The sequence below is a fragment of the Salinimonas sediminis genome, from assembly GCF_003429285.1.
GTDB lineage: Bacteria > Pseudomonadota > Gammaproteobacteria > Enterobacterales > Alteromonadaceae > Alteromonas > Alteromonas indica.
This window is the reverse complement of the sequence record NZ_CP031769.1, coordinates 2,152,621-2,174,227: the sequence shown is the minus strand read 5'-3', so window position 1 is coordinate 2,174,227 and position 21,607 is coordinate 2,152,621. Positions and strand designations below refer to the sequence as shown.

Here is a 21,607-nt window from a genome sequence, read left to right as displayed (position 1 = left end):
TACCCTCAATATGCTTTATCGCGCAGGCCTGGAAATGGCTCATATACTTTCTACCCACAAAACCGTAGAGACACCGCCGTAGTTAGTAAAGCTTCATTAATAGCATCAGGTATTGTTATAAAAAAGCGATGTATTATAGATATACCGAAGCAACCTTGATGGGATATTTACGGTGGTATATCAGGATGAAGAATATATCGAACAGCGAGTTACGATAACCTAGTTAAATGAGTATGCTTTTTTTAGATATTTAATATAATGCTTCTTTTAGAGGCAACTCACGCCTAAAAGGATGATTTCTTACTTAAGCAGCCTGCTGAAAATCACGAAGAAGATACGGCATTGGGCTGGCGCCCATGCTCGATATGTTTACATAGAAAAGCCTTACCTTTTTGACGTGATGCTCTTTGTACCGCGCAACAGTTCGGGCGAACAGCTTTCTCCCGTGATAACTGATATATCTCCGGTGGTTTCCAGAACAACCGCTTGCACATCACTAAACTGTTTAACGTTTGCTTCTCGCAATTTTGCCAATAAATCATCTTTGGCTACTCGCGTATGGGCTAAAGCGGTTTCATTAATCTCACCTTCACGCATCAAAATGACTGGCTGATTTTGCATAAACGCTTCGAAACGATCAGAACCCCGGCGTAGCTTCGCTGTAGTGAACTGAACAACAAATAGCGCTGCCATGGCGTATACGGCCTGCAAAAAAGCATACCAATCAGCAGACTGACTGGCGCTTGCCAGTAGTGAACCTACAGCCACCGTCATGACAAAATCAAAGTTAGTCATTTTGGAGAATGAACGTAAGCCATTAATCCTGACTAATATAACTACCCAAACCATTCCCATAGCCGTCAGGCATAGCCCTTTCAGCAACGTGTCCAGCGCAGGCCCATCAGTGAACATAATTTTCTCCATTACTTCAATTAGTTACATGTCATCTATGCAATACATATTTTGCATGGCTGCGGCGAACCCTACTTATGCCAATACGTTTGCAATAGATATGCAGACTACTTCTTATCCTCATAACATTATTTTAATTAGCCCATTATCGACTTACCTTGTGTCAATTTACGTAATATTCGAGCGGAACAACGTCGCGTAAATTAGTTTTAAACCCTACTCCCTCAGTTTCTGTTTTGGATTGAATTCAACTAACCGCTACGAAGGTAAGCCATGTGGGTGCCTCGCGTTAACCGGCTGTCGACGCTGTATTGCGGTGCCACACCAGCGTAATAGCTATCAATATGGTGTGAAGACACTGTGTAGGCGTCAATAAAAAACGTAATGAGCCTTATACAATCGAGAAAACGCTTACTGAGACCGAAATGATTTTTAACCTACAGCATGAAATGCGATATTTTTTGTAAAAAAAAGCCCAGTAAAACTGGGCTATTCAATTGCGTGTTTTAGGTTAAGTTTAAATGATGTTTGCTGCCAGGGCGCCTGCCACCAAAGCAGCTGCACCACTTACAGTAGCGCTGATAAACAACCACCATGCTGCAGCCATAGCCGACTGTCGAACATACTCAGATTGCTTAAGCGCACTATCTTGTAAAGCGTTTATCCGGTTAGTTGCCTCTTCTTGCAACTGATTTACCCGGCTGATAAGTTCTGATTTGGCCTCAGTAAATCTTTCCATATATTGATCAATATCTGATTCATCAAGCTGGCTGTTATTCGTTAGCAACGCTCTGACCGACTTTTCGTCCATTTTTGATAAACGTTTTGACAACACAGAAGGCGCGATTTTTGGATTATCTAGTATCTCCATGAAATCGCCTTTAAGATTACGATAGCGCAATTCTGGACGATTCATTCTGTCAAACCACTGTTGAACTCGTGTTTCTGCTTTGCTGCGTTTCACAGGAAGGTTATCCAGCTCACTACCCTGATTCGAATTCTCATTACCCGTACTTACCGATGAAGATTTAGCGGCAAATTTATTGGCGACTTTGTCAAAAATCGCTACGACCTTATTAGCCTTGGTCTCATCCATATCGGGATGTGCAGCAATAGCAGCGGTGATGGTGTCTCGGTCAATTTTTTCAAAGCGGCCTTTTATAACTTGCTGAGAGTCTTTTGGATTATTAAAGATTTTCTCAAGATCTTGTTCAATCTGTTCAGAGGACACTTCCTCTTTACCCATATTATCCAGGTAATCACTTACCATTTTACGATAGTTCTGACCTTGCTCATCGTTACCCGGGCTCAGTTTATCAAATACTGCTGTAGCTTTAGCCTGGTTTGAATCGCCGCCTTCACGTAAAGCTGATTTGGCTTGGCCTACCGCATCTTTGAACTTTTGCTTATCCTGGCTGCTTACTGAAGACTGTTTATTCGCTACCTCTAAAATTAATTTGCGCGCCGCATCCGGATCATCTGTGTTGTATTGCTCTTCTATTTCAATTTCGTGGAGTAACTTCTCCATTTCCTTGCGCAGGTCGGTTGGATTTAGATCTGACGACGCCCGATCTATGTAATTCTTAATTTTTTTATCGATATCTGAAACATCGAATTCCTGGCGGATTTCGTCATGTATCGCTTTTACTGTTTGTTCAGCAAACTCCTGGGGTTTCGGCTGATTACTTGAAGTTACCGCGCCGGAAAGAATACTGCCGGTTTTGCTGATACTTGCCTGAATAAAGTCGACCAGTCTACCGGTAATACTTGTGGTGAGTTTAATGTCGAAATAAAGACAAACCATAAAAAATAATGCCCAAATTACCAAGCCGGTAATTGCGCCATTTAACACGGTTGCGCTTTGCGCCAGGTCTAATGCTAACCAGGTGCCTGCAAACAACGAAATCGACATAGTCAATGTGGTAAAGACGCCCATTGCCGATATAACTTTTTTACTGGTTGCACTCCATGACGTGTGCGACCCGTCATCGGATTTACTGGTATTGTCATCACTCTTGCGAAGATCTCCGACAGCACTGATACCCAGGGCCACGGCCAGATTGCTTAATAAAAATTGAATGCCAACGGCGATAACGACGCCAGCTATTACACTGGTGAAAAAATGTCCCGACATTGATACTTCACTTATTGTAGCCTGCTGCGCAGTTGCTAAAGGACTAAATAAAACCAATAGACTAGCGACGCCAATACCCAAATTTTTGCGCATAACCTTCTCCTTAATTATATTTAACATTCATTGGTACAGTGCGAGTGATGGAGAGGTTTATATAGAATGTATTTTTTATAAATAATACGACTTATTTAGAGGGTTGGCAGGGATTTGATTGAAAAATTTCAAATGCCCCATTAGGTTATTGAATAATATAAGGTAATGATTTAATCACCCCATTCCCTGGCGTTTAACTGCATTACAAAAATTAATTATCTCCAGCTGTTACTAATTAGAAAATCAGAAACATCTCTTCATTGCATCTAACTTCCACCAATTCAATTATTATCGAAATCCGATAACGGTATTCGTTAATGATAGTGTTATGCAGCAATGAACTCTACTTTGTAAGGGTTGGACTGGCACCTTTCAGCTCGCGCCCTGCTTACAATTAAAGCCCTATCCACTGCTGAAATAATAAGCGGGAAGATGTCGTATGTGTAATCTTCGTGCAGTTTTGCAGTGATAAAACTGAAAGGTGTGGATTGTATAGTTTTCTACATACAAATTTAAATGAGACGAGGAGTGAGTGGCGTGTCTAACAAATTAGTTAGGGGAACAGGATTGCTTGGTGCACTTGTTATCGGACTAGGTTCGATTCTTGGTACTGGTGCCTATGTCAGCATTGGTTTGAGTGCTGACATTGCCGGAGATAACCTTGTTTTTGCCATTTTGATAGCTGCTATTACTGCCCTAATGAACGGCCTTTCATCCGCTCAGTTAGCCGCGGCACACCCTGTGAGCGGCGGAACCTATGAATATGGCTACCGATTTTTGAGCCCGCTAAGTGGTCGGGTTGCCGGTTGTCTTTTTGTTGCTGCCAAAAGCGCCTCTGCGGCAACAGCGGCGCTGGCTGTCGCCTGGTATATTAGTCTTACTTTCAACATATCTGCACAAGTTGTCGAGTATATTGCTGTCAGTCTGCTGCTTATGTTTACCGTGCTGGTGTTATCGGGTATTCGCCGCACAAATTGGCTCAACGCATTGCTGGTTCTAATAAGCCTGCTGGGCTTACTTACCTTCATTGGAATTGGCTTAACCAGTAATGCTATTTCTAGAACAGACACTGCCGACTCTTCATCTTTATCATTGTTTCACGCCGCGGCACTAACGTTTGTCGCTTTCACCGGGTACGGAAGAATTGCAACAATGGGAGAGGAAATACGTGAGCCCCGACAAAATATACCCAGAGCAGTTATCATTACGCTTGCAGTTATCAGCACTATTTATATCGCGGTGGGCTATACGATTTTGCATTTGGGAGGTATTAAATCGTTCGAACAAAGCAAATTTAATATTGCGACCCTGATCTCTAATCATAACTGGAGCAGGCTTGTAGTAATTGGCGGTGTAATTGCCATGAGCGGCGTCGTGCTTAATTTAGTGTTAGGCGTTTCTCGTGTCATTCTTGCTATGGCTCGTCGTGGTGATTTACCTGCCAAGCTGGCGAATGTGAGCAGTGACAGCAAATCGGCTCCAGCAGCGACATGGATGACATTTGCGATAATGTCGGCTATTGCTTTGCTTGGTGGTATTGAATCAGCCTGGACACTAAGCGCTTTTACCGTGTTACTTTATTACGGAATCACCAATATTGCAGCACTTAATGTACCACTCTCTGATCGTTTTATACCCAAATGGGTGTCTGTATTTGGCTTACTGAGTTGCTTTGGACTGATAGCGCTAGCAACTCTTTCTTACGTCATTGCGTAGTCCGCTCCCAGTCAATTTGTAAACGTCGCCTAACCGCGTTAAGCCATATTAAATAATTGACAATATAAGGATCAATGAGTGACACACATGGTTGGAAGCAAACTATAACGACGTCTGACTCACCCACCAATTTATTTATTCGTCTGGCAGTTGGCTGTGTTTTTTTACCCGAAGGTATTCAGAAGCTAATCTTTCCTGAAATTCTAGGCTCGGGTCGCTTTGCAGATATTGGCATTCCATGGCCTGAGCTAATGGGACCTTTCGTGGGATGGGTCGAGCTGATATGTGGGTTATTCATTCTGCTTGGTTTCGCCACCAGAGTCAACGCTATCCCGCTGACGGGCATCATGATTGTTGCACTAATTTCAACGAAAGTGCCGATCTGGCTTGGGGAAGATTGGTGGATATTCAATGTGCGAGAGTTGGATCGTTACGGCTTTTGGAGTATGGCTCATGCATCTCGCACCGACTGGGCAATGTTAATGGGATCGATTTATCTTCTGATTGCTGGCGCAGGGCGGTGGTCCGTTGATGCATGGTTAACGCGTAGAAAGTATAGTCGTTTGGCCGATTAAAGCAGGTTGCGCAGGAGCATAACATAAACCCAGCCAACTTATTGTTACCCGGCAGGATTTGCTCATTAAAGGGGCGTCAAATGGAACATAGAGACTTATATACCGGATTTATTCGCCTTCATATTTTACATCATGCAGCACAGGAGCCTATTTTTGGCATGGGAATGATTGAAGAGCTTCGCCATCATGGCTATCAAATTAGTCCTGGTACCTTGTACCCAATGCTGCATAAGCTTGAAAAATACGGTTGGCTCACCTGTTCGACGAAAGAGGTAAATGGCAAAACTAGAAAGTATTATCGCTGTACAATGGAAGGGCTAAACGCGCTGAATGAAGCGAAGATTAAATTAAAGGAATTGATAGGCGAGTTGTTGTAAGCTACCAGCAACGGAACGCTCAACGGTTTTAATTACATAATGTGGTGTGGTGACTGGACTATTCTGACAAAAGACGAGGAATTATGTACAGTACCACTGACTATGGCAAAGCTTGATTAAGTTGTCACTCTCAAAACGCTTTTAAGCAGACAGATGAGAAAAAAATGAATCGATTTTGTTCGTGTCGAGACAGCGAGATCCCTCCCATTTTCAGGTAGCCGGTTTTTCACAGGTGCCGCTCATGGTCATGAATACTTTCGAGGCCGAGCAGCTTATCAAAAGAAAACCCGTAGCTGATTCTACCCCGGCTAGCATTCTAAGATGTCCGGTTGGCTCAATACTGCCAAGGCCAAGCGTAGTGATTGTTGTCAAAGAAAAATAGAAAATATCGACAGCTGCAGCAGGCTGTTTAAAACCTCCCAATTCCAGGGTCAGCCCTGTTGCATAGGCCAATGCAAAAATGACAGCAAGTAAAAGCTGGCTGCAAATAGCAATGAATACCACGGCCTGTGTTTTTGTCCAAACTTTACTCAGTTTTCCGACAAATTTGTCAGCAACCACCGATATATTAAAAAGGTGTAAAGCCACGCTTAATAACAGCGCTATCGCGCTGATAATTATTGCAAAAAGCATAGCTATTCCTCCAGTGGTACGAATCTTGAACTCACGTATATTTGTTCATTTATTCCCTCTTGGCGAGAGAATATTACACAAATAGTCTTTTCTTAAGTAAGGATTACATATGAAATACTCAAAATTTGCTGCAATGATTGTAACATCGACTGCCGCGATGTTTATCATGATGTACCTGAACACGTACGCAATATCGCATGTATGGTTCAGTGAAACGCGAACTTATATGGCATTGTATATGGGAGCGGGCATGGCAATCATCATGTTGGCGTTTATGCTGGGTATGTACAATAATAAAAAGCTTAACGTGACTATTTTTCTGATGGCAGCAGTGATCTTCGTCGCTTGCGTTTATCTTGTGCGTTCTCAAAGTACCGTATCTGACACTGCCTATATGAAAGCGATGATCCCTCACCATTCCATTGCCATTCTTACCAGCGAGCGCTCCAATATCGAGGATGTGCGGGTGCGTGAACTGGCAGATGGGATTATCAAAGCGCAACGAAAAGAAATTAAAGAGATGGAATGGCTGATCAATGATATTTCTAAAAATGGCAAGGCCACATCTCAGGTCCAGACCGAGCGACGTCCACTCCCAGAGTTTGAGGGCAAACTGAATAAAGGAGAGTAAAATGAGTAAGACAGCTATCCTGTATCGAATGGTTACTGACGAACATATTTGCCCTTACGGTTTAAGATCGAAAGATTTGCTGGAGCGTGAAGGGTTTTCAATCGAAGACCATCACCTAACTTCTCGTGAAGAGACCGATAAATTTAAGGAAAAGCATGGGGTCGAGACTACGCCCCAAACGTTTATAAATGATGAGCGTATTGGGGGGTACGATGATCTCAGGGATTATTTCGGCAAAGACAAGGCAGGTCAGACAGGGACAACCTACACGCCTGTCATTACTATTTTTTCTGTAGCGGCCCTGCTGTCTCTGGCATTTCAGTATGTAGTCTCAGGTGATTTCATCTCGGTAAGAACTCTGATGTTATTTATTGCCTTTTCCATGACGCTTCTTGCAGTACAAAAGCTCAAAGATTTGTACAGCTTTACTAACTCGTTTATCACCTATGATCTATTGGCGATGAAGTGGTTGCGTTATGGCTATATTTATCCTTTTATCGAAGCTTACGCAGGAATTGGCATGGTTGCGCAGCTGCCAGCCCTTGCTGTTGCTCCATTTTCACTCTTCATCGGGACGGTTGGGGCCATATCCGTTTTCAAAGCGGTTTACATTGATAAACGGGAACTTAAATGTGCTTGTGTAGGGGGTGACAGTAATGTGCCACTTGGATTTGTTTCGCTATCTGAAAACTTATTTATGATCGCGGGTGCATTAATTATGTGGTTGATGTAAACGGTGGGCTCTTTCTACGAGCCCCTGACAATTCACGCTCAGGGCCTGCCAGAAAGAGCGGCGGCCCAAGACAGTTACTCACTCACTTTGCCGTTGACCAGTGCAAGTGGGCTATTTTCCATTCTCCGTCACGTTTGGTCAGAATTGCGGTTTCGAACGAGCGGTATGTTTTACCGGCTTCAGTGGTATTGACGGAAATCAAGAGTGAGGTCGCGGAATCGCGATACTCTGTCACCCGATGCTCCAAAAGCTCTGAAGATAATGTACTGACAAATTTCATATCAGATAACATGTGATGAGACGCATATTCCTGAGCGCTGCGTTCGATACCGCCACCTTCAACAATCGTGACATTCTTTGAAAGCAGCGATTTTGCAGCGATTTCATTTTGCTCCCGCAACGCCTCATGAAAAGACAGGACCACCTGTCCCGGCGCGGTCTCACTGCCAGATAGTGTAGGCGGGTGTTTCTGGGTTTTGTCGCTATGAGCGAACAAGGAAGATGAGACGGCAGCAAGTATGACTGTCACCAACAGTTTTCGCATTATGATTTTCCTAACTAAACTCGGGGCCAACCACACTGGTTAATACCGAGGTGATTAACAGAAGCACGCAGGCTAACACTATTTCAATATTTATAGAGCGTTTCAGTTGCGCAACATCGCCAGTGTTCTGCATAGCGGGCACCAGAATAAATCGGTGTCTTGCGGCAATTAATAGCAATAAGCCAACAACCAGCAACTTGCTCAGAAAGGTAAGCCCATATTCTGATTGAACCAGATCATCCAGAGAGGTAAATATGGTAATCGCCATGTATATACCGAGGAGGATCAGTGTGGTCACAAGGTAACCTGCAATTCTGCCAAAGTCAGTCATAACTTTTTGCGTATCCTCTACCGAGAAGCGCAGACATACAAGCCTCAGCGGTAAGAGCGCGCCAAACCACCACCCCATGACAGCTATGTGCGATGCCAATATGAGTTTGTCGACGAGCCCTTTTTCTGCAATGTGTCCAATAAGCGTAAAACTGTATAGGCCATAAACTATCAACACAGTCAGTATCGCTCTTATTGCAATAACGTGGACACGCTTAGCGAAAATCAAAAGCAGTGCAGGAATCGCCAGGCCGGACATAAGCATCCTGACCAGAGCGACATCGCCCACAGGTGACGCCCACATTACCTCAAGCATCATAGGGTCAAATGCACCTTGCAGACCACTTTCAGAAAATGCGCCCGTTTTAGCAATAAACCACACCGCAGATGCTATGCAAGAGACAACCATTACGGGAACAATCTGGCATAGAAGATCTTTGTAAAAATCATCTTTTGGGGCTGGCTGACGCATCAAAAAAGCACAACCGACAAGGCTAGCAAAGCCCACATAGAATATGGCTTTAGACAAAACAATCGTTGCATTCCAAAGAATTAATTCCATGACTTTTACTTAGTGAACCATGAAAGAGAACGTCGACTTCATTTTATGGCCATCCCCGCCCATTGCTATCCATTCGACAGTATAGCTATCCGCTTTTAAGGCAGGTAATTGCCAACTATATGTTGCCTGCTGCTCTGATGTAGGCGTGAAATCAAAGTCGATATCACCGGTCTCATTTCCCTTTAGACTGACCTTCATTAGCCGTAGTGGCTTGGAATAGGTCAACGTCAGTGACTCTGGGGCGTTCATTAACATCGCATTATCTGACGGAGAACTGCTTTCAAGCTCTACATTACCGTGGGCAAATGCTCCGGCGCTAAACGTAAGCATCAGAATTAGACCAATTTTATAAATTAGTTGCATAATAGTAACCTTCTGTCTGTTTATTTTTCTTGCAAGTGACTCTTTCCACATGCACATTATGTGCGACTGTTCGCTCGCGTACAACAATACTTTTCTATGCTTATCTTACTATCCTCACCTTTTAACTTAAAATTTGACTAATGTAAGTATTTAAAAAAAACTCTTCCTGGTTTGTATGTATCGCTGACTTGTTTTCGCCAGTCAGCCCATCTTCTTGAAACTTGCATCGAGGAAAGATTAAAAGATATAACTTGTTCTTGAACATGGTACGAATGCACAAGATGTTTTTGATATGCATTTCGTGTAGGATCTGAGAGGCAAGATAGGTTGCCTGAGATCTTTTCAGATGGTTTCTCGTATTTTTATTAAAATTCATGTAAGTGTTGAAAGCAGAAAATACGCCTCTCTATTTTTAATACATCTTCAATTGAAAAGCTACGAAGATGCAGCCGCAGGTCTCTGAGCCATGAGTGTTAGGATACTTTTCATCGGGGTTGTAATATTTCTGGTCGCGTTTGCGCTGCCGGTCAGTGCGTGCGATGTAGAATCGAGTAAACAGAACGCATCGGTAGACACCTTAATGCCGAATGTTAGCGCTATTGAAAGGCATGTCGGCCAGCTCGCCTACAATCCGCTGTCGGTCAAAGACGGGCAAAAGCACGGATCTCATAAAGACGGCTCAGATTGTTGCGAGGACGGTTGCTTCTGCACAATGGCGAATTGCAATCATGTATCGACGTTGGCTTGTTTCTCTCACAGCCATTTAGCGCTCAACTATGCTGAGCAATATGATTTTATTAGCCTTGCCGTTCCTGTAGGTATTTATTCCCCCCATATCGACCACCCATAGCCTGACTTTCGAATACCCCAACAAGATATTTTCCCAGGTTGAAGTTTTTCTGCCTGAATACAATCATATTTAAAGGCTAACTTTATGCGTAATTCATTTAATGATGGTCGTCGCAGATTCGTTCTTGGCGCTATGACTGCGAGCGCAGCGGCGGCCCTGACTAAGGTCAGTCCGCTTTGGGCCGCGCCCGCTGGTCGTCACTTTAAAGATCAGGTGCTGACTGATGACATTAAAAATCTGACGATTTCTGAGGCCAATTTAGCAATAGGCTCAAAAACTGGCCTGCCTATTACCATCAACGGCCAGATGCCGGGGCCCCTGATAAGGCTAAAAGAAGGTCAGCGTGCTCAACTGAATGTTACCAACCGACTTGAACAAGATACGTCTATTCACTGGCACGGCATTATTTTGCCCGCTGGGATGGATGGAGTACCAGGCGTTTCGTTTGCTGGGATAAAGCCAGGTCAGACATTCAATTATGCGTTTGATGTAGTGCAAAACGGAACATATTGGTATCACAGCCACTCCGGTCTTCAGGAGCAACGCGGGCATCTTGGCCCACTCATCGTTGAGCCTGCCGACGGGGACATCGGCGCAGATCGGGAACACACTATCATCCTAAGTGACTGGACCTTTGCTGACCCTCACGACGTGATGAGAAAGCTGAAAGTGGCTGAGGGTTATTACAATTACCAAAAGCGAACTATCTTCGACACATTGGAAGATGTTGAAAAAAAAGGTCTTAGCGAAACATGGAAGGAACGCGCCATGTGGGGCGCAATGCGCATGAGCCCTCGTGACATCGCAGATGTCACAGGCAGCACTTACACCTACCTGATGAATGGCCGCACCCCAGAGGATGACTGGCAGGCGCTGTTTAATGTGGGTGAGAAAGTGCGTTTACGCATCATCAACGGTTCTGCTATGACCTACTTTGATTTTCGTATTCCGGGATTAGAGATGACGGTTGTTGCTGCTGACGGTCAGCCCGTTAAGCCGGTCAATGTAGATGAGTTCCGAATTGCAGTAGCTGAAACTTACGATGTCATTGTCCAACCAAAAGAACGAAAGGCTTATACCTTTTTTGCTGAGAGTTTTGACAGAAGCGGCTATGCCCGCGGTACGCTCACCCCATCGATAGGTATGACCGCAGCGATTCCACCACAACGAACCATCACGGAGCGCGGCATGGCAGCCATGGGCATGGACATGTCAGGGATGGACGGAATGAACATGCAAAAATCAGAAAGCATGAAAGAAGGGATGACTTCTTCAGAGATGGATATGAAGAAAATGGCACAGCATGGCGAACATACAATGCATAGCAACATGATGCAGGGGGATATGAAGTCTTCACGGGTGCTGCCCGTAGAAAAGATAGACATTGTTCATAGTGAAGACGGGCATGGTCAAGGCGCCGCTATGATCGCACAAAATCCACGGCCGCGTTTAGACGAGCCGGGCATTGGGTTGGAAGACAGTCCACATCGCGTATTGGTTTACGCTGACCTAATAGGCGAACATGCATGGCCTGATGAGCGAGAGCCAGAGCGTCAAGTCGAGCTTCATTTAACAGGAAACATGGAAAGATACATGTGGTCGTTCGACGGCAAGAAGTTCCGCGAAGTAGATGGGTATGTCCGTTTTAATTTTGGAGAGCGGCTTCGTCTAGTTCTGGTTAACGACACCATGATGGACCATCCCATTCATTTACATGGTATGTGGATGGAACTGGAAAATGGCCAGTATCCAAGACCGAGGAAGCATACCATCAGCCTCAAACCCGGTGAGAAAGTATCGTTGCAGATTAGCGCAGATGCACCCGGAGAGTGGGCTTTTCATTGTCACCTGCTTTACCACATGGAAGCGGGCATGTTTCGTGTTGTTCAGGTTGCATAGGAGATGAAGATGAACAAGATATTGTCAACAGGGCTCATCGCCTTTGCTCTAGGCTTCAATAATATGGTAATGGCGCAGTCAAAAGATAACTGGCCGTCTCCTATTCCGAATGAGAACTTTGGTCAGGTACTGTTTGACCGACTCGAGTATACGCGAACTGATGAACAACAAAATCGGGCTGTGTGGGATATGCAGGCCTGGTATGGCGGTGATTATCATCGCTTAGTGTTTAAAAGCGAAGGTGAAAATACCCAAAACGACGGCATGCCCACGGATCTTGAACGCGCCGAGGTACTTTACGGGTACCTCGTTTCTGCTTTCTGGTCTGTGCAGGTCGGCGTTGGTACGAAAGGCGAAATGTCGTCAGATGCTGACATGGAAAACTATGCGGTGATCAGTTACCAGGGACTCGCCCCCTATTGGTTTGAAATGGAAAACTCACTTCGTATCAACGAAGACGGTGACATGCAGTTCATCAATGAAACAGAATACGACTGGCAGTTAAGTCAGGTTTCCTATCTGCAACCGCGCCTGGAAGTAGTAGCTAACCTCACCGATTCGGAAAAATATAACCGTCAAAGCGGGCTGAGTAACATTCGTATCGGTTTGCGATACCGCCATGAGATAGTGAGGGAGATAGCGCCCTATGTTGGCGTTTATTACAGCAAAGCCTTAGGGAATACAGCTGATGCGTTAAAAGCAGACGGCGAGTCAACCAGTGAAACTGGCGTAGTAGTAGGGGCTAGGATCTGGTTCTAACACCACGCATAAAAAATAGCCGAAAACATATTTCGGCTATTTTCTCTGTCTACTACGGGAGAGCCAGCAGCGTTCATTCATTATGGTTATTACGCATTATTTGTACTTCACTAGCGAAGATGTGCAGTATGAGCTGCATATTAAATATGCATTATTTTCAACTAACTCTTAACGTTTGAAATATTATCGTATCAGTATATTGAAGGGCATACTAATGATATATCATCCCATCTTCTCTTTAACTGAGATAGATTTTAAAAAAGGAGGATAGGTTAAGGGTAAATATTTGTGAGACTTACTATTATCTATTCGACGTCGGATTTATTAGCATCAAACTTCGCTTAGTAAAAATAACAAAACCACCACTGATTGCGATGCTAATAATCGAAAAATCCTCAAAAATCACTCTACCGGGAAGGAAGCTATGGTCGAAGTCTGTTACCTCTGCTTCACTGGTAATATAAAGCTGCTTATCTAACTCGACGAGGATACCAAAATGCCCATACTGACGAAGCGCTTGCCTGAAACGGGTCGTGCTTTCACTCCAAGTAACGAACCTTCGCTCTGTTGAAGGGATTGCCTGATAAGACGACAGGGCTTTTACTTGTGGTATCGCCTTGTCATAAATTTCATTAAAATCATTCAGCAGCTTCTCAAGCAGTGACTCTGCGAGCAACTGAGACTTTACCATTAAAGATGAAATAGTTTCGTTATGATCAATATCAAATTTCTCTTGAACAAGAATATCTCCATCGTCTGGAGTCTCGGTGAGTTTGTGTATGGTAACGCCTGCATATTCTGGGTTATCAATCAAATATGTCAAAGGCGTGGGTCCCTTTCCTTTGGGTAATAATGATGGGTGAATATTGACGGCATATTGTACATCTGTCTTTGGTAATATATAACCATAATCAGCTACGATAAAAATAGTTGTATCAATACTTATATATTGATTAAGAATCTCTTTTACCGGTCGGTCTGAACGCCACTTTATGTTATTCTCATCTGAAATTTTCTTAATGAAGTTCGCGTTACCTTGTAAGTCATTAATAAAAACGACTTCAATACTTATTCTTTTTCTGATTAAAAGTGATAAACAGTTCGAAAACAAATCACTTCCAAAATAAATGATCTTCATATTTGACAGACTCTCTCACATGCTAACTGCAAAGACATTAAAGCTGATGCATTATGGAATAAACATGTCGGTAATGACCATTCCCTTGTTCGAGCACAAGGTTCGCCCCATTGTTTAAACCCCGAATTGAATTATCGTTTTGTATTCTCACTTATCACCTCATCAATATATGTGATGCTACCACTTAATTCAGTGAGCAGGGTTGAACTGTCGCTACGTAATTTTCCTGTCACAGTTAGTTATTCACTTAGGTGAATAATTAGACCTAGAAGATAAAGCGAGGCAAACAATATAGGCTGGTGTAACAAATAGATTAATAAAGAATGTCGGCTGCTCCACGCCATAACATCCGGTAACTTAATTCTTCTGAGCGGATCCTGCCTGAACCAGGATTGATGCGCCAACCATATACCGAACAGGGGTAACGCCAGCCAAGGAAAGGGGGAAACAAGGTCCTGAGTATAACTAGGTAGATGTTCTTTAAAAAGCGAAAACGACCAATTTAAAGGGACAAACTCTCCAAAAAATGCCACAAGAACAATAATACCGCTTATAACACACAGATTGGGACACCGCCGTACCCAGGTTAATATTAACGTCGCAACAGTAATAAAGTGCAAAACACCAAAATAAATCCAGCTTTCTGGCGTCATGATAAGTGAACTCATCGTAACTACTAACGATGCAATACTCAGTAAGAGAAGACGGTTCAGGTATTTTTTTATCGCTAGTTTGTCTGAAAAAGAGAACACGAGCGATGCGCCAACTGACAATAAAAATAAACTTACTATCAACGCTCGCCATTCTCGCCAACCGCTACCTGTAGGTATTTCGGTATTAATGTAGCCAAAAAATGTGAGGTCAAAGATGATATGAAACGCCACCATCATCACAATGGCGGCAGCCCTCATAAAATCTAACGTTTTATTTCTTGGCACGATTTCGGCTCGAGGAATGGGTATGGATCACTTTCCATTCATCGTCGACCCTTTTAAACAAGAAGGTCTGAAAACCGGTTTTATCAAACTTTTTGCCTGATTTTCTGACCTCTCCCTTAACCACTGTGTCTGCTAATGCCCAGGCAAAGTCGCCTTCAATGTGAACGTCGATGTTATTGTAATCAATATCCAGAAACGCCAGCGCATCTTTTTCAGGCTCCACATGATGCTCAACGAGATCATCCAAGCCCACATTTTGCCCCCCCGACTCAATATAACGTGCGCCTTTAAAATCAAGGAAATGCTTTCTAAACGGTTTTCCATCGCCATTTTCCCAGCCATAATCTATCTGGCTGATGATGTGCTTAATCTGAGCTTCATTGCTATGATGGGCTTCTTCATGCGCAATTCCAAAAAAAGACATTGTTAAAAGTAAAATTGTTGTTATTTTTTTAAACATTTTTGTTTTCCTTTAGTGGGCCCAATGAATAGGACAATTTTCCAAACTTCTTTGTGTTTTGATAAATATTTTTTCAATTTGTCCTACATCCGCTTGGACAAAGTTAATTAAACTGTTCCTCGTACGTACTCACTTTCTTATAAACCTTACTTGACCCATCATTCATTAACAGGAGTATTTCGTAGGGTTGAAAGCGATCATTAAATTCCATTCCAGGACTTCCTAGCGGCATGGCAGGTACACTTAATCCCACCACGTTTGGCAAAGGATTAGCCTGAAATTGTCGAATAAATTTAGCAGGGATGTGACCTTCAAATACAACACCATGCTGATCTACCGCTGTATGGCAAGATTGATAACGAGGCTCGATTGAATATTGAGCCTTAACTGAAGTTAAGTGTTCATGGTTTATGATTTTTGTCTCAATTCCAGCTTCCTCTATGTGACTTACCCATTTTTTACAACACCCGCAAGACGAGGTTTTGTGAACAGTTAATTGATAAAGATCCTGTGCTACCGCACTCAACGAAAAATGCGCAGTTGCAAAAATTAACGCAGACAAAAATGCTGACTTTTTAGTAATTTTGTATTTCATTGTTTCCCCCCGGGAATGCAGTTCATGGTGCGCAAAGGCCCCCATTTAATTTTGACAGAATAAGACTATGCGCTTTCGATGCGCACTAACAATAGCTTAGGAAAGTTTTGGAGGGCGTAGGTAGGGTTTCGACATTACTTCGAAGCTGGGTTGGTCAGTCATTTGAATTTTGCCATCAGGCGTGTGAGCAGATGCCAGAAATAGAACCGGAACAATAACAGAAACTTGATGACAGACCGTCACAAGACAGTTGCATTCATCGGGGCAGTGTTGACCGGAGTCATTCGAGTGAAAGTGATGAACTGAATCAACGATTTCGCCCGAAAAAGAATGGGCTGTCGATTGGGCAGAACTTGCCATGACATTGTGATGACTATCCATTTCACATTGCGGAGACGCAACCACGAGTGATTGAGCCATAAGCGCAACCACACAGAAAATTAACACAGTAACTCTGCTAATAATATGTTTCATCACCCCAGCAAGGTAGCAAATTATAAAGATATGTACAACATTAAACACTCAAATCTCTCTGTTAGTTGACGAACCACTGGCCTTATCATTAATTTGTTTGATAGTTTTGATATTTAAAAGATGAGCGCTGCCCTGAGTTTGATCGTTGCGACACATCTCTTGCGTTTTGATCTATTTTCAGTGGAAAAACTTTAAAGGTAAAACAAGACAACTCGTTCAGGTGTGATATGTGGAATGCTAAATAGTCTAAACAAAACGAACAATCCAATTCCATACCAGAAAACTTTACCCAATTAGCGAAAGAGGATGATTGACGATGAATGATCACGAGCATTCAAACAGTAAAGATTCGTTAAGTCTTTGGGGCGCAGTGTCAATGGGAACCGGTGTGATGATTGGCGCAGGTATATTTGCCTTAACCGGTCAAATTGCTGAGCTGGCTGGCACATGGTTTCCTTTTGCGTTCCTGGTAGCGGCAATAATTGCAGGGTTTAGCTCATACAGTTACGTCAAAATGGCGCAGAAATACCCTTCCGCAGGGGGTATCGCCATGTTCTTAAAAAAAGCTTATGGCAGAGGCCTGATGACCGGAGCCTGCGCATTGCTGATGTTTTTTTCCATGGTTATCAATGAAAGTCTTGTTGCCCGTACTTTTGGCACTTATGTTCTACAGCTGTTCGACACCCAGGGCGCTGAGTGGCTCATTCCAGCACTTGGGGTAAGTCTTCTTATTGTTGCGTTCATTGTCAATATTCTCAGCAATCAATTCATTCAGACGCTTTCGTTTATTATGGCTTTTATCAAAATAGCCGGGCTGGCGATTTTGGCAATAGGCGGGCTGTGGGCAACTGGTTTGTCGTTTGAGAGTGTTTCAGCACACCCCCAGGAAACCAGCGCAACCGGATTTCTGGGGGCAGTAGCACTGGGTATTTTGGGCTACAAAGGCTTCACAACAATCACAAACAGCGGCGGAGAGCTAAAACAACCGGAAAAAAATGTAGGAAGGGCCATCATCATTTCTATTTCGATCTGTGTGGTACTTTATGTTTTTGTGGCGGTCGCAGTAGGAGCAAACCTGTCAATTGACGAAATAATACAGGCTAAAGACTACTCTTTAGCTGAGGCATCACGACCTGCCTTCGGCCAGTATGGCGCATGGTTTACTATAGCCTTTGCGATTATTGCCACCTCTTCCGGTGTCGTTGCCAGCATATTTGCAGTTTCTCGCATGCTATCGATGCTTACATCAATGCAACTTGTGCCTCATCGTCACTTTTCGTTACCAGGAGATTTAAGAAGACATTCCTTAATTTATACGTTGGTAATCGCGATCATTCTGACCATATTCTTTGATTTAAGCCGTATAGCCTCGATCGGTGTAGTTTTTTACATCGTAATGGATATTTTCATCCATTGGGGCGTGTTTAAGCATTTGCGAGAAGACGTACACGCTAAAGCCTGGATCCTAGTAAGCGCGATTATTCTCGATTTCGTTGTCCTTTTGGCGTTTTTGTGGGTGAAAGCAAAGTCAGATATCTTCATTGTTTGGGTTTCTGTGGCCGGAGTTCTTATTGTATTTGCGGCTGAGAAGTGGTTTCTAAAGCTACACGCGTATGAAGAAGATGACAAAAATTATAACTGATGTGAGTCACTGTGCAGTATACGAATCACGCCCACTGGAAAATACAACCGTAGAAGCGGGCTGAATAACGGTCGAAACAGTGTGCCCTGCTGTCATCGGGCAGTAAGGGGAATAACCGGCATTAGCGCGCCGGTTATTTCTTCTCGCGGCATCCTTTAGCCGCTTTTTTGTTGCTTTATTGTATCCAGTATTTCAGCAAACTCTTGTCCCTGCTGCTTTGACTCAGAAGACTGGCTACAGCCCGATTTCTCTGTACTGGGTTGGTCGAGTAATTGCGCAGCGGGCTGCAAGGTTTCTGGATTACTAGTGATCATAGGTGCCTCACTGGTTGGTTAAAAACATTAATACGCAAATACTGTTCCGAAGTTAAGATTTTTAGAGCGAAGTATTTACAAAACCATGCGTCCTGAAGTTGTATATCATACATTATTGGCAATAAACCATCCCAACTTACTGGCTAACAACACACACTGATTTCCCCCTATTATTACACCAACTTCGCATTTGCCATGCCTTTCCAGTCTGTGTGTGCCACACATCATCTGTTGTGGAAAACAAGAGGCGCTGTCAGTATGAAAATATTATTTGGAGAGCTTCGGCAAGCTCTTGGCTTCGCTTAAGATGAATTAGTCTACGTCGTGTTACAGTTTACCCCAATCAACTCTCTAAATGGCCTGTTCATCCCCCTTCATCGCGATCAGTCTGAACAGCAGTGAGCTGGGTTAGGCTTTTTATTTGCAGTAACTGCTCAACAAATGTCTCTTTTGCTTTCAATGCTGTACTCAGTTGAATATTACTGTGACGTAATTGTTCCATTTCTGCTTGTTGCGTCAAAACTTGACGCTTATATCCAGCAAGCTTTTCGCTTTGTGCTATCACCACCACCTCTTTTTGTTTCAAATTACCTTGTATCACTGTTAACTCACTCTTGAGCTGAGCGGCATGCTGCTGCTCCTTTTCAAGATTTTGACGGGCGCTGGACAACTGCTCATGTGTCACCTGCAACCTGGCTTCTAGCGAAGCGTGGTTATGCATTGCCTTATCGAGGCTTTCCTGAACAACAGCAACCTGCTGCTGCGCCTTGCGCAATTCAGCCTGCACCAGTTGCACCTGATGCTCGTGACGTTGCAGATCTTGTTCGCGCTGTGTTTTCGTTGCTGCTCTGAAATGTTCCAGCGCTTCCCGGGCATGGGTATGCTTTTGCTCTAGCGAGGCAATATGAGCTTGCCGTTCGCTTAGACGCTGATGCAACCCTGATTCTTTTTCGGTAGCCTGACCCAGCGAGATCCTCAGTTGCTCTCTTTCTTCACGGAGTGACGCCCCGATACTCTCCAGCTCATTGACTTGCGCGATAAGCGACGCGCTTTGCGCCTGAGCGCTGGCGAGCGCGTCCTCCAGCTCCTGTTTCTGGGTCTGCCATTGCTCTCGCTCATTTTGATAGCGTGCCTCATTCTGTTCGATACGCTCTTTCGCTTCTTCTTGCAGGCGGTTGGCAACCTGACCAATCAACTGGCCCAGCTCGGCAGACAGAGCGTCCAGATTATCCATCTTCACCTGGTGGTTTTGGTCTAGTTCATTCAGGTAGCGGCTGATGGTCGTCTTTGAACCGGTATTACCCAGCTCTGCGCGCACCGCATCAATGGTTACAGCCTGCTGCCGCGCTTTCAGTGCTGCCTTAGCGGCCTGTACTTGCTTTTTGGATATTCCGGTTCTAGCCATGCATTTCATACCGTATTACATAATATGTATATACACATAATAGTACGTTTTGAGAAACGCGCAATAAGGCCATTAATTAAGATGATATAAATAGTAATTATGGCATCTTTTGCCTACTTCTTGTTCAGAAAGCCGTTAAAGTGGGTATGTAATGCGTTACTTAAAGGATGGCCCCGTGCACAATACCGCAGACCCCTTCTGGATTTGGGTTTCAAAGCCGACAGTGGCGTGGGGCTCCTGCGTACTGCTGAGGAGTAGTCATGACCAGGGTTGATGAATATTTGCAAGCGGCCACGCGGGAGAATACCCGACTGAGCTATCAGGCAGCGGTCGACCACTTCGAAGTCACCTGGGGGGGAGTGTTACCGGCCACATCCGCACAAATCGTCCGTTATCTAGCTGACTATGGAGACAAACTAGCGTGCAGCACGCTCAAGCAACGGCTGGCGGCGCTGGCACAATGGCATCGGTCGCAGGGGTTTCCCGATCCCACCAAGGCGCCAGTCGTCAAAAAAATACTCAAGGGCATCGCTGAGCTACACCCTCAGCAATCCCGGCAGGCCAAACCACTGCAACTTGCTGTTCTGGACACCGTATGCCAGTGGCTTGATGGAGAAATCCGCCTCGCCCAACACGATCCGACATTTAACGGACTCGCGACCTTGTTACGCAATAAGGCGTTAATATTGGTAGGATTTTGGCGAGCTTTTCGTGCTGATGAACTCTGCCGAATGCGCATTGAAAATACCTTTGTACATCCTGGGGAAGGGATGACCATTTATTTGCCTCGCAGCAAAACCGACAGGCTAAATCAGGGAGTCACCTACAAAGTGCCGATGCTCAGCCGCCTGTGTCCGGTGAGCGCCTATCAGGCTTGGATCCAACATAGCAACAGAGTGAAGGGGCCCGTGTTCCCAAAGATTAATCGGTGGGGACAAAGTGCTGAGCTTTCTATGCATACACGTAGCATCATCCCACTGCTACGGCGGATCTTTGCGCACGCTGGATTGGAAGATGCGCAGCTCTATAGCAGTCATTCGTTGCGACGCGGGTTTGCTTCTTGGGCAGGCACGAATCAGTGGGATCTCAAATCGTTGATGGCTTATGTCGGCTGGAAGAACATGCAGTCGGCTTTGATTTATATTGATATGCAAGATCCGTTTTCCCAGCGACAGATAGAAAGTACTTTGCAACAGCAACTGCCTTCGCCGGCTTCTCCCTCTTTGCCGGTTAAACAATCAACCGAACTCCTTGTTCACCTATCCGTTGAGCGCTTTCATGCGCGGGTGAAGCATCAGTCCCATCTCATAAAACTGCTCGAGCGATTCTGTTTGTCGCCACATGGTATGGAAGTAGTGGATGCGCAGCGCGGCCACTACCGACTTCATGTCACAAATAACGATCCCGGGGAACTCGAAGACATTATTGATGACTTATTGCAGCAGATGCATACGTTAGCCAATGATCGACAGTGTATGCTGGAGGTGCAGATCACGGCACCGCACAGTGGCAAGACGTGGTATTAGTACC

The 21,607-nt window shown here is 44.4% G+C and carries 22 protein-coding genes; 10 read left to right on the top strand and 12 right to left on the bottom strand.

The features are described 5' to 3' along the window. Positions 1 to 384: 384 nt before the first annotated feature. Together D0Y50_RS09655 and D0Y50_RS09650 are read right to left on the bottom strand one after the other, a co-directional pair. The gene (locus D0Y50_RS09655; RefSeq protein ID WP_117316698.1) at positions 385 to 912 is read right to left on the bottom strand and encodes a DUF421 domain-containing protein; all 528 of its coding nucleotides are present in this window, start codon (positions 910 to 912) and stop codon (positions 385 to 387) included. A 517-nt stretch (positions 913 to 1,429) separates the two neighbouring features. Next, positions 1,430 to 3,139: a hypothetical protein gene (locus D0Y50_RS09650; RefSeq protein WP_117316696.1), complete on the bottom strand. Its 1,710-nt coding sequence runs from the start codon at positions 3,137 to 3,139 to the stop codon at positions 1,430 to 1,432. A gap of 537 nt (positions 3,140 to 3,676) precedes the next feature. Here D0Y50_RS09650 and D0Y50_RS09645 point away from each other — a divergent pair. The 3 genes from D0Y50_RS09645 (at position 3,677) to D0Y50_RS09635 (ending at position 5,807) form a co-directional block, all read left to right on the top strand. After that, positions 3,677 to 4,855, top strand: coding sequence for an APC family permease (locus D0Y50_RS09645; RefSeq protein WP_170145481.1), 1,179 nt, complete (start codon positions 3,677 to 3,679; stop codon positions 4,853 to 4,855). 74 nt (positions 4,856 to 4,929) lie between these two features. Beyond that, positions 4,930 to 5,430, top strand: coding sequence for a DoxX family protein (locus D0Y50_RS09640; protein WP_117316692.1), 501 nt, complete (start codon positions 4,930 to 4,932; stop codon positions 5,428 to 5,430). Between the two features lie 80 nt (positions 5,431 to 5,510). Continuing rightward, on the top strand, positions 5,511 to 5,807 hold the full coding sequence (locus tag D0Y50_RS09635) for a PadR family transcriptional regulator (protein ID WP_117316690.1): 297 nt from the start codon (positions 5,511 to 5,513) through the stop codon (positions 5,805 to 5,807). Between the two features lie 210 nt (positions 5,808 to 6,017). Here D0Y50_RS09635 and D0Y50_RS09630 read toward each other — a convergent pair whose 3' ends face one another. Continuing rightward, a complete protein-coding gene (locus tag D0Y50_RS09630) occupies positions 6,018 to 6,395 on the bottom strand; it encodes an ion channel (RefSeq protein ID WP_232366494.1) in 378 nt (125 codons plus the stop codon). Positions 6,396 to 6,549: 154 nt separating this feature from the next. On the opposite strand from D0Y50_RS09630, the gene D0Y50_RS09625 reads away from it, so the two are divergent. Both D0Y50_RS09625 and D0Y50_RS09620 read left to right on the top strand, forming a co-directional pair. Further along, complete coding sequence (locus tag D0Y50_RS09625; RefSeq protein WP_117316685.1) at positions 6,550 to 7,071, top strand: DUF305 domain-containing protein; 522 nt, start codon at positions 6,550 to 6,552, stop codon at positions 7,069 to 7,071. 1 nt (position 7,072) lies between these two features. Next, positions 7,073 to 7,804 (top strand): MauE/DoxX family redox-associated membrane protein, encoded by a 732-nt coding sequence (locus D0Y50_RS09620; protein ID WP_117316683.1) that lies wholly within the window; start codon positions 7,073 to 7,075, stop codon positions 7,802 to 7,804. An 82-nt stretch (positions 7,805 to 7,886) separates the two neighbouring features. On the opposite strand, the gene D0Y50_RS09615 is transcribed toward D0Y50_RS09620, so the two are convergent. From D0Y50_RS09615 to D0Y50_RS09605, 3 genes are read right to left on the bottom strand one after another with little or no spacing between them, the layout of a single operon-like run. Further along, the gene (locus tag D0Y50_RS09615; protein ID WP_117316682.1) at positions 7,887 to 8,348 is read right to left on the bottom strand and encodes a YybH family protein; all 462 of its coding nucleotides are present in this window, start codon (positions 8,346 to 8,348) and stop codon (positions 7,887 to 7,889) included. A gap of 10 nt (positions 8,349 to 8,358) precedes the next feature. Continuing rightward, on the bottom strand, positions 8,359 to 9,240 hold the full coding sequence (locus D0Y50_RS09610) for a copper resistance D family protein (RefSeq protein ID WP_117316679.1): 882 nt from the start codon (positions 9,238 to 9,240) through the stop codon (positions 8,359 to 8,361). A 9-nt stretch (positions 9,241 to 9,249) separates the two neighbouring features. Then, positions 9,250 to 9,603, bottom strand: coding sequence for a copper resistance CopC family protein (locus tag D0Y50_RS09605; protein ID WP_168534016.1), 354 nt, complete (start codon positions 9,601 to 9,603; stop codon positions 9,250 to 9,252). 466 nt (positions 9,604 to 10,069) lie between these two features. Here D0Y50_RS09605 and D0Y50_RS09595 point away from each other — a divergent pair, with 466 nt between their 5' ends. From D0Y50_RS09595 to D0Y50_RS09585, 3 genes are all read left to right on the top strand, one after another. Continuing rightward, complete coding sequence (locus tag D0Y50_RS09595) at positions 10,070 to 10,453, top strand: hypothetical protein (RefSeq protein WP_117316672.1); 384 nt, start codon at positions 10,070 to 10,072, stop codon at positions 10,451 to 10,453. An 84-nt stretch (positions 10,454 to 10,537) separates the two neighbouring features. Further along, positions 10,538 to 12,352: a copper resistance system multicopper oxidase gene (locus tag D0Y50_RS09590; RefSeq protein WP_117316669.1), complete on the top strand. Its 1,815-nt coding sequence runs from the start codon at positions 10,538 to 10,540 to the stop codon at positions 12,350 to 12,352. Positions 12,353 to 12,361: 9 nt separating this feature from the next. Then, positions 12,362 to 13,111 (top strand): copper resistance protein B, encoded by a 750-nt coding sequence (locus D0Y50_RS09585; RefSeq protein WP_176582452.1) that lies wholly within the window; start codon positions 12,362 to 12,364, stop codon positions 13,109 to 13,111. Positions 13,112 to 13,412: 301 nt separating this feature from the next. Here the strand turns inward: D0Y50_RS09585 and D0Y50_RS09580 are convergent, their stop codons facing one another. From D0Y50_RS09580 to D0Y50_RS09565, 4 genes are all read right to left on the bottom strand, one after another. Continuing rightward, entirely contained in the window at positions 13,413 to 14,249 is an 837-nt protein-coding gene (locus D0Y50_RS09580) for a formyltransferase family protein (RefSeq protein WP_117316667.1), read from the bottom strand. 239 nt (positions 14,250 to 14,488) lie between these two features. Beyond that, entirely contained in the window at positions 14,489 to 15,187 is a 699-nt protein-coding gene (locus D0Y50_RS09575) for a heparan-alpha-glucosaminide N-acetyltransferase (RefSeq protein ID WP_232366493.1), read from the bottom strand. After that, on the bottom strand, positions 15,174 to 15,647 hold the full coding sequence (locus tag D0Y50_RS09570; RefSeq protein ID WP_117316665.1) for a YybH family protein: 474 nt from the start codon (positions 15,645 to 15,647) through the stop codon (positions 15,174 to 15,176). The genes D0Y50_RS09575 and D0Y50_RS09570 overlap by 14 nt, the downstream gene beginning before the upstream one ends. Before the next feature lie 103 nt (positions 15,648 to 15,750). Beyond that, a complete protein-coding gene (locus D0Y50_RS09565) occupies positions 15,751 to 16,242 on the bottom strand; it encodes a DUF411 domain-containing protein (RefSeq protein ID WP_117316663.1) in 492 nt (163 codons plus the stop codon). A 790-nt stretch (positions 16,243 to 17,032) separates the two neighbouring features. Here D0Y50_RS09565 and D0Y50_RS09560 point away from each other — a divergent pair. Beyond that, positions 17,033 to 18,358 (top strand): APC family permease, encoded by a 1,326-nt coding sequence (locus tag D0Y50_RS09560; protein ID WP_117316661.1) that lies wholly within the window; start codon positions 17,033 to 17,035, stop codon positions 18,356 to 18,358. A gap of 155 nt (positions 18,359 to 18,513) precedes the next feature. Here D0Y50_RS09560 and D0Y50_RS19510 read toward each other — a convergent pair whose 3' ends face one another. Both D0Y50_RS19510 and D0Y50_RS09555 read right to left on the bottom strand, forming a co-directional pair. Then, a complete protein-coding gene (locus D0Y50_RS19510; protein ID WP_170145479.1) occupies positions 18,514 to 18,672 on the bottom strand; it encodes a hypothetical protein in 159 nt (52 codons plus the stop codon). 364 nt (positions 18,673 to 19,036) lie between these two features. After that, on the bottom strand, positions 19,037 to 20,077 hold the full coding sequence (locus D0Y50_RS09555) for a DNA-binding protein (RefSeq protein ID WP_170145478.1): 1,041 nt from the start codon (positions 20,075 to 20,077) through the stop codon (positions 19,037 to 19,039). A 260-nt stretch (positions 20,078 to 20,337) separates the two neighbouring features. Here D0Y50_RS09555 and D0Y50_RS09550 point away from each other — a divergent pair, with 260 nt between their 5' ends. Continuing rightward, positions 20,338 to 21,603 carry a site-specific integrase gene (locus D0Y50_RS09550; RefSeq protein WP_117316657.1) on the top strand — a complete coding sequence of 422 codons (1,266 nt, stop codon included), beginning with the start codon at positions 20,338 to 20,340 and terminating at the stop codon, positions 21,601 to 21,603. The last annotated feature ends 4 nt before the right edge of the window (positions 21,604 to 21,607 follow it).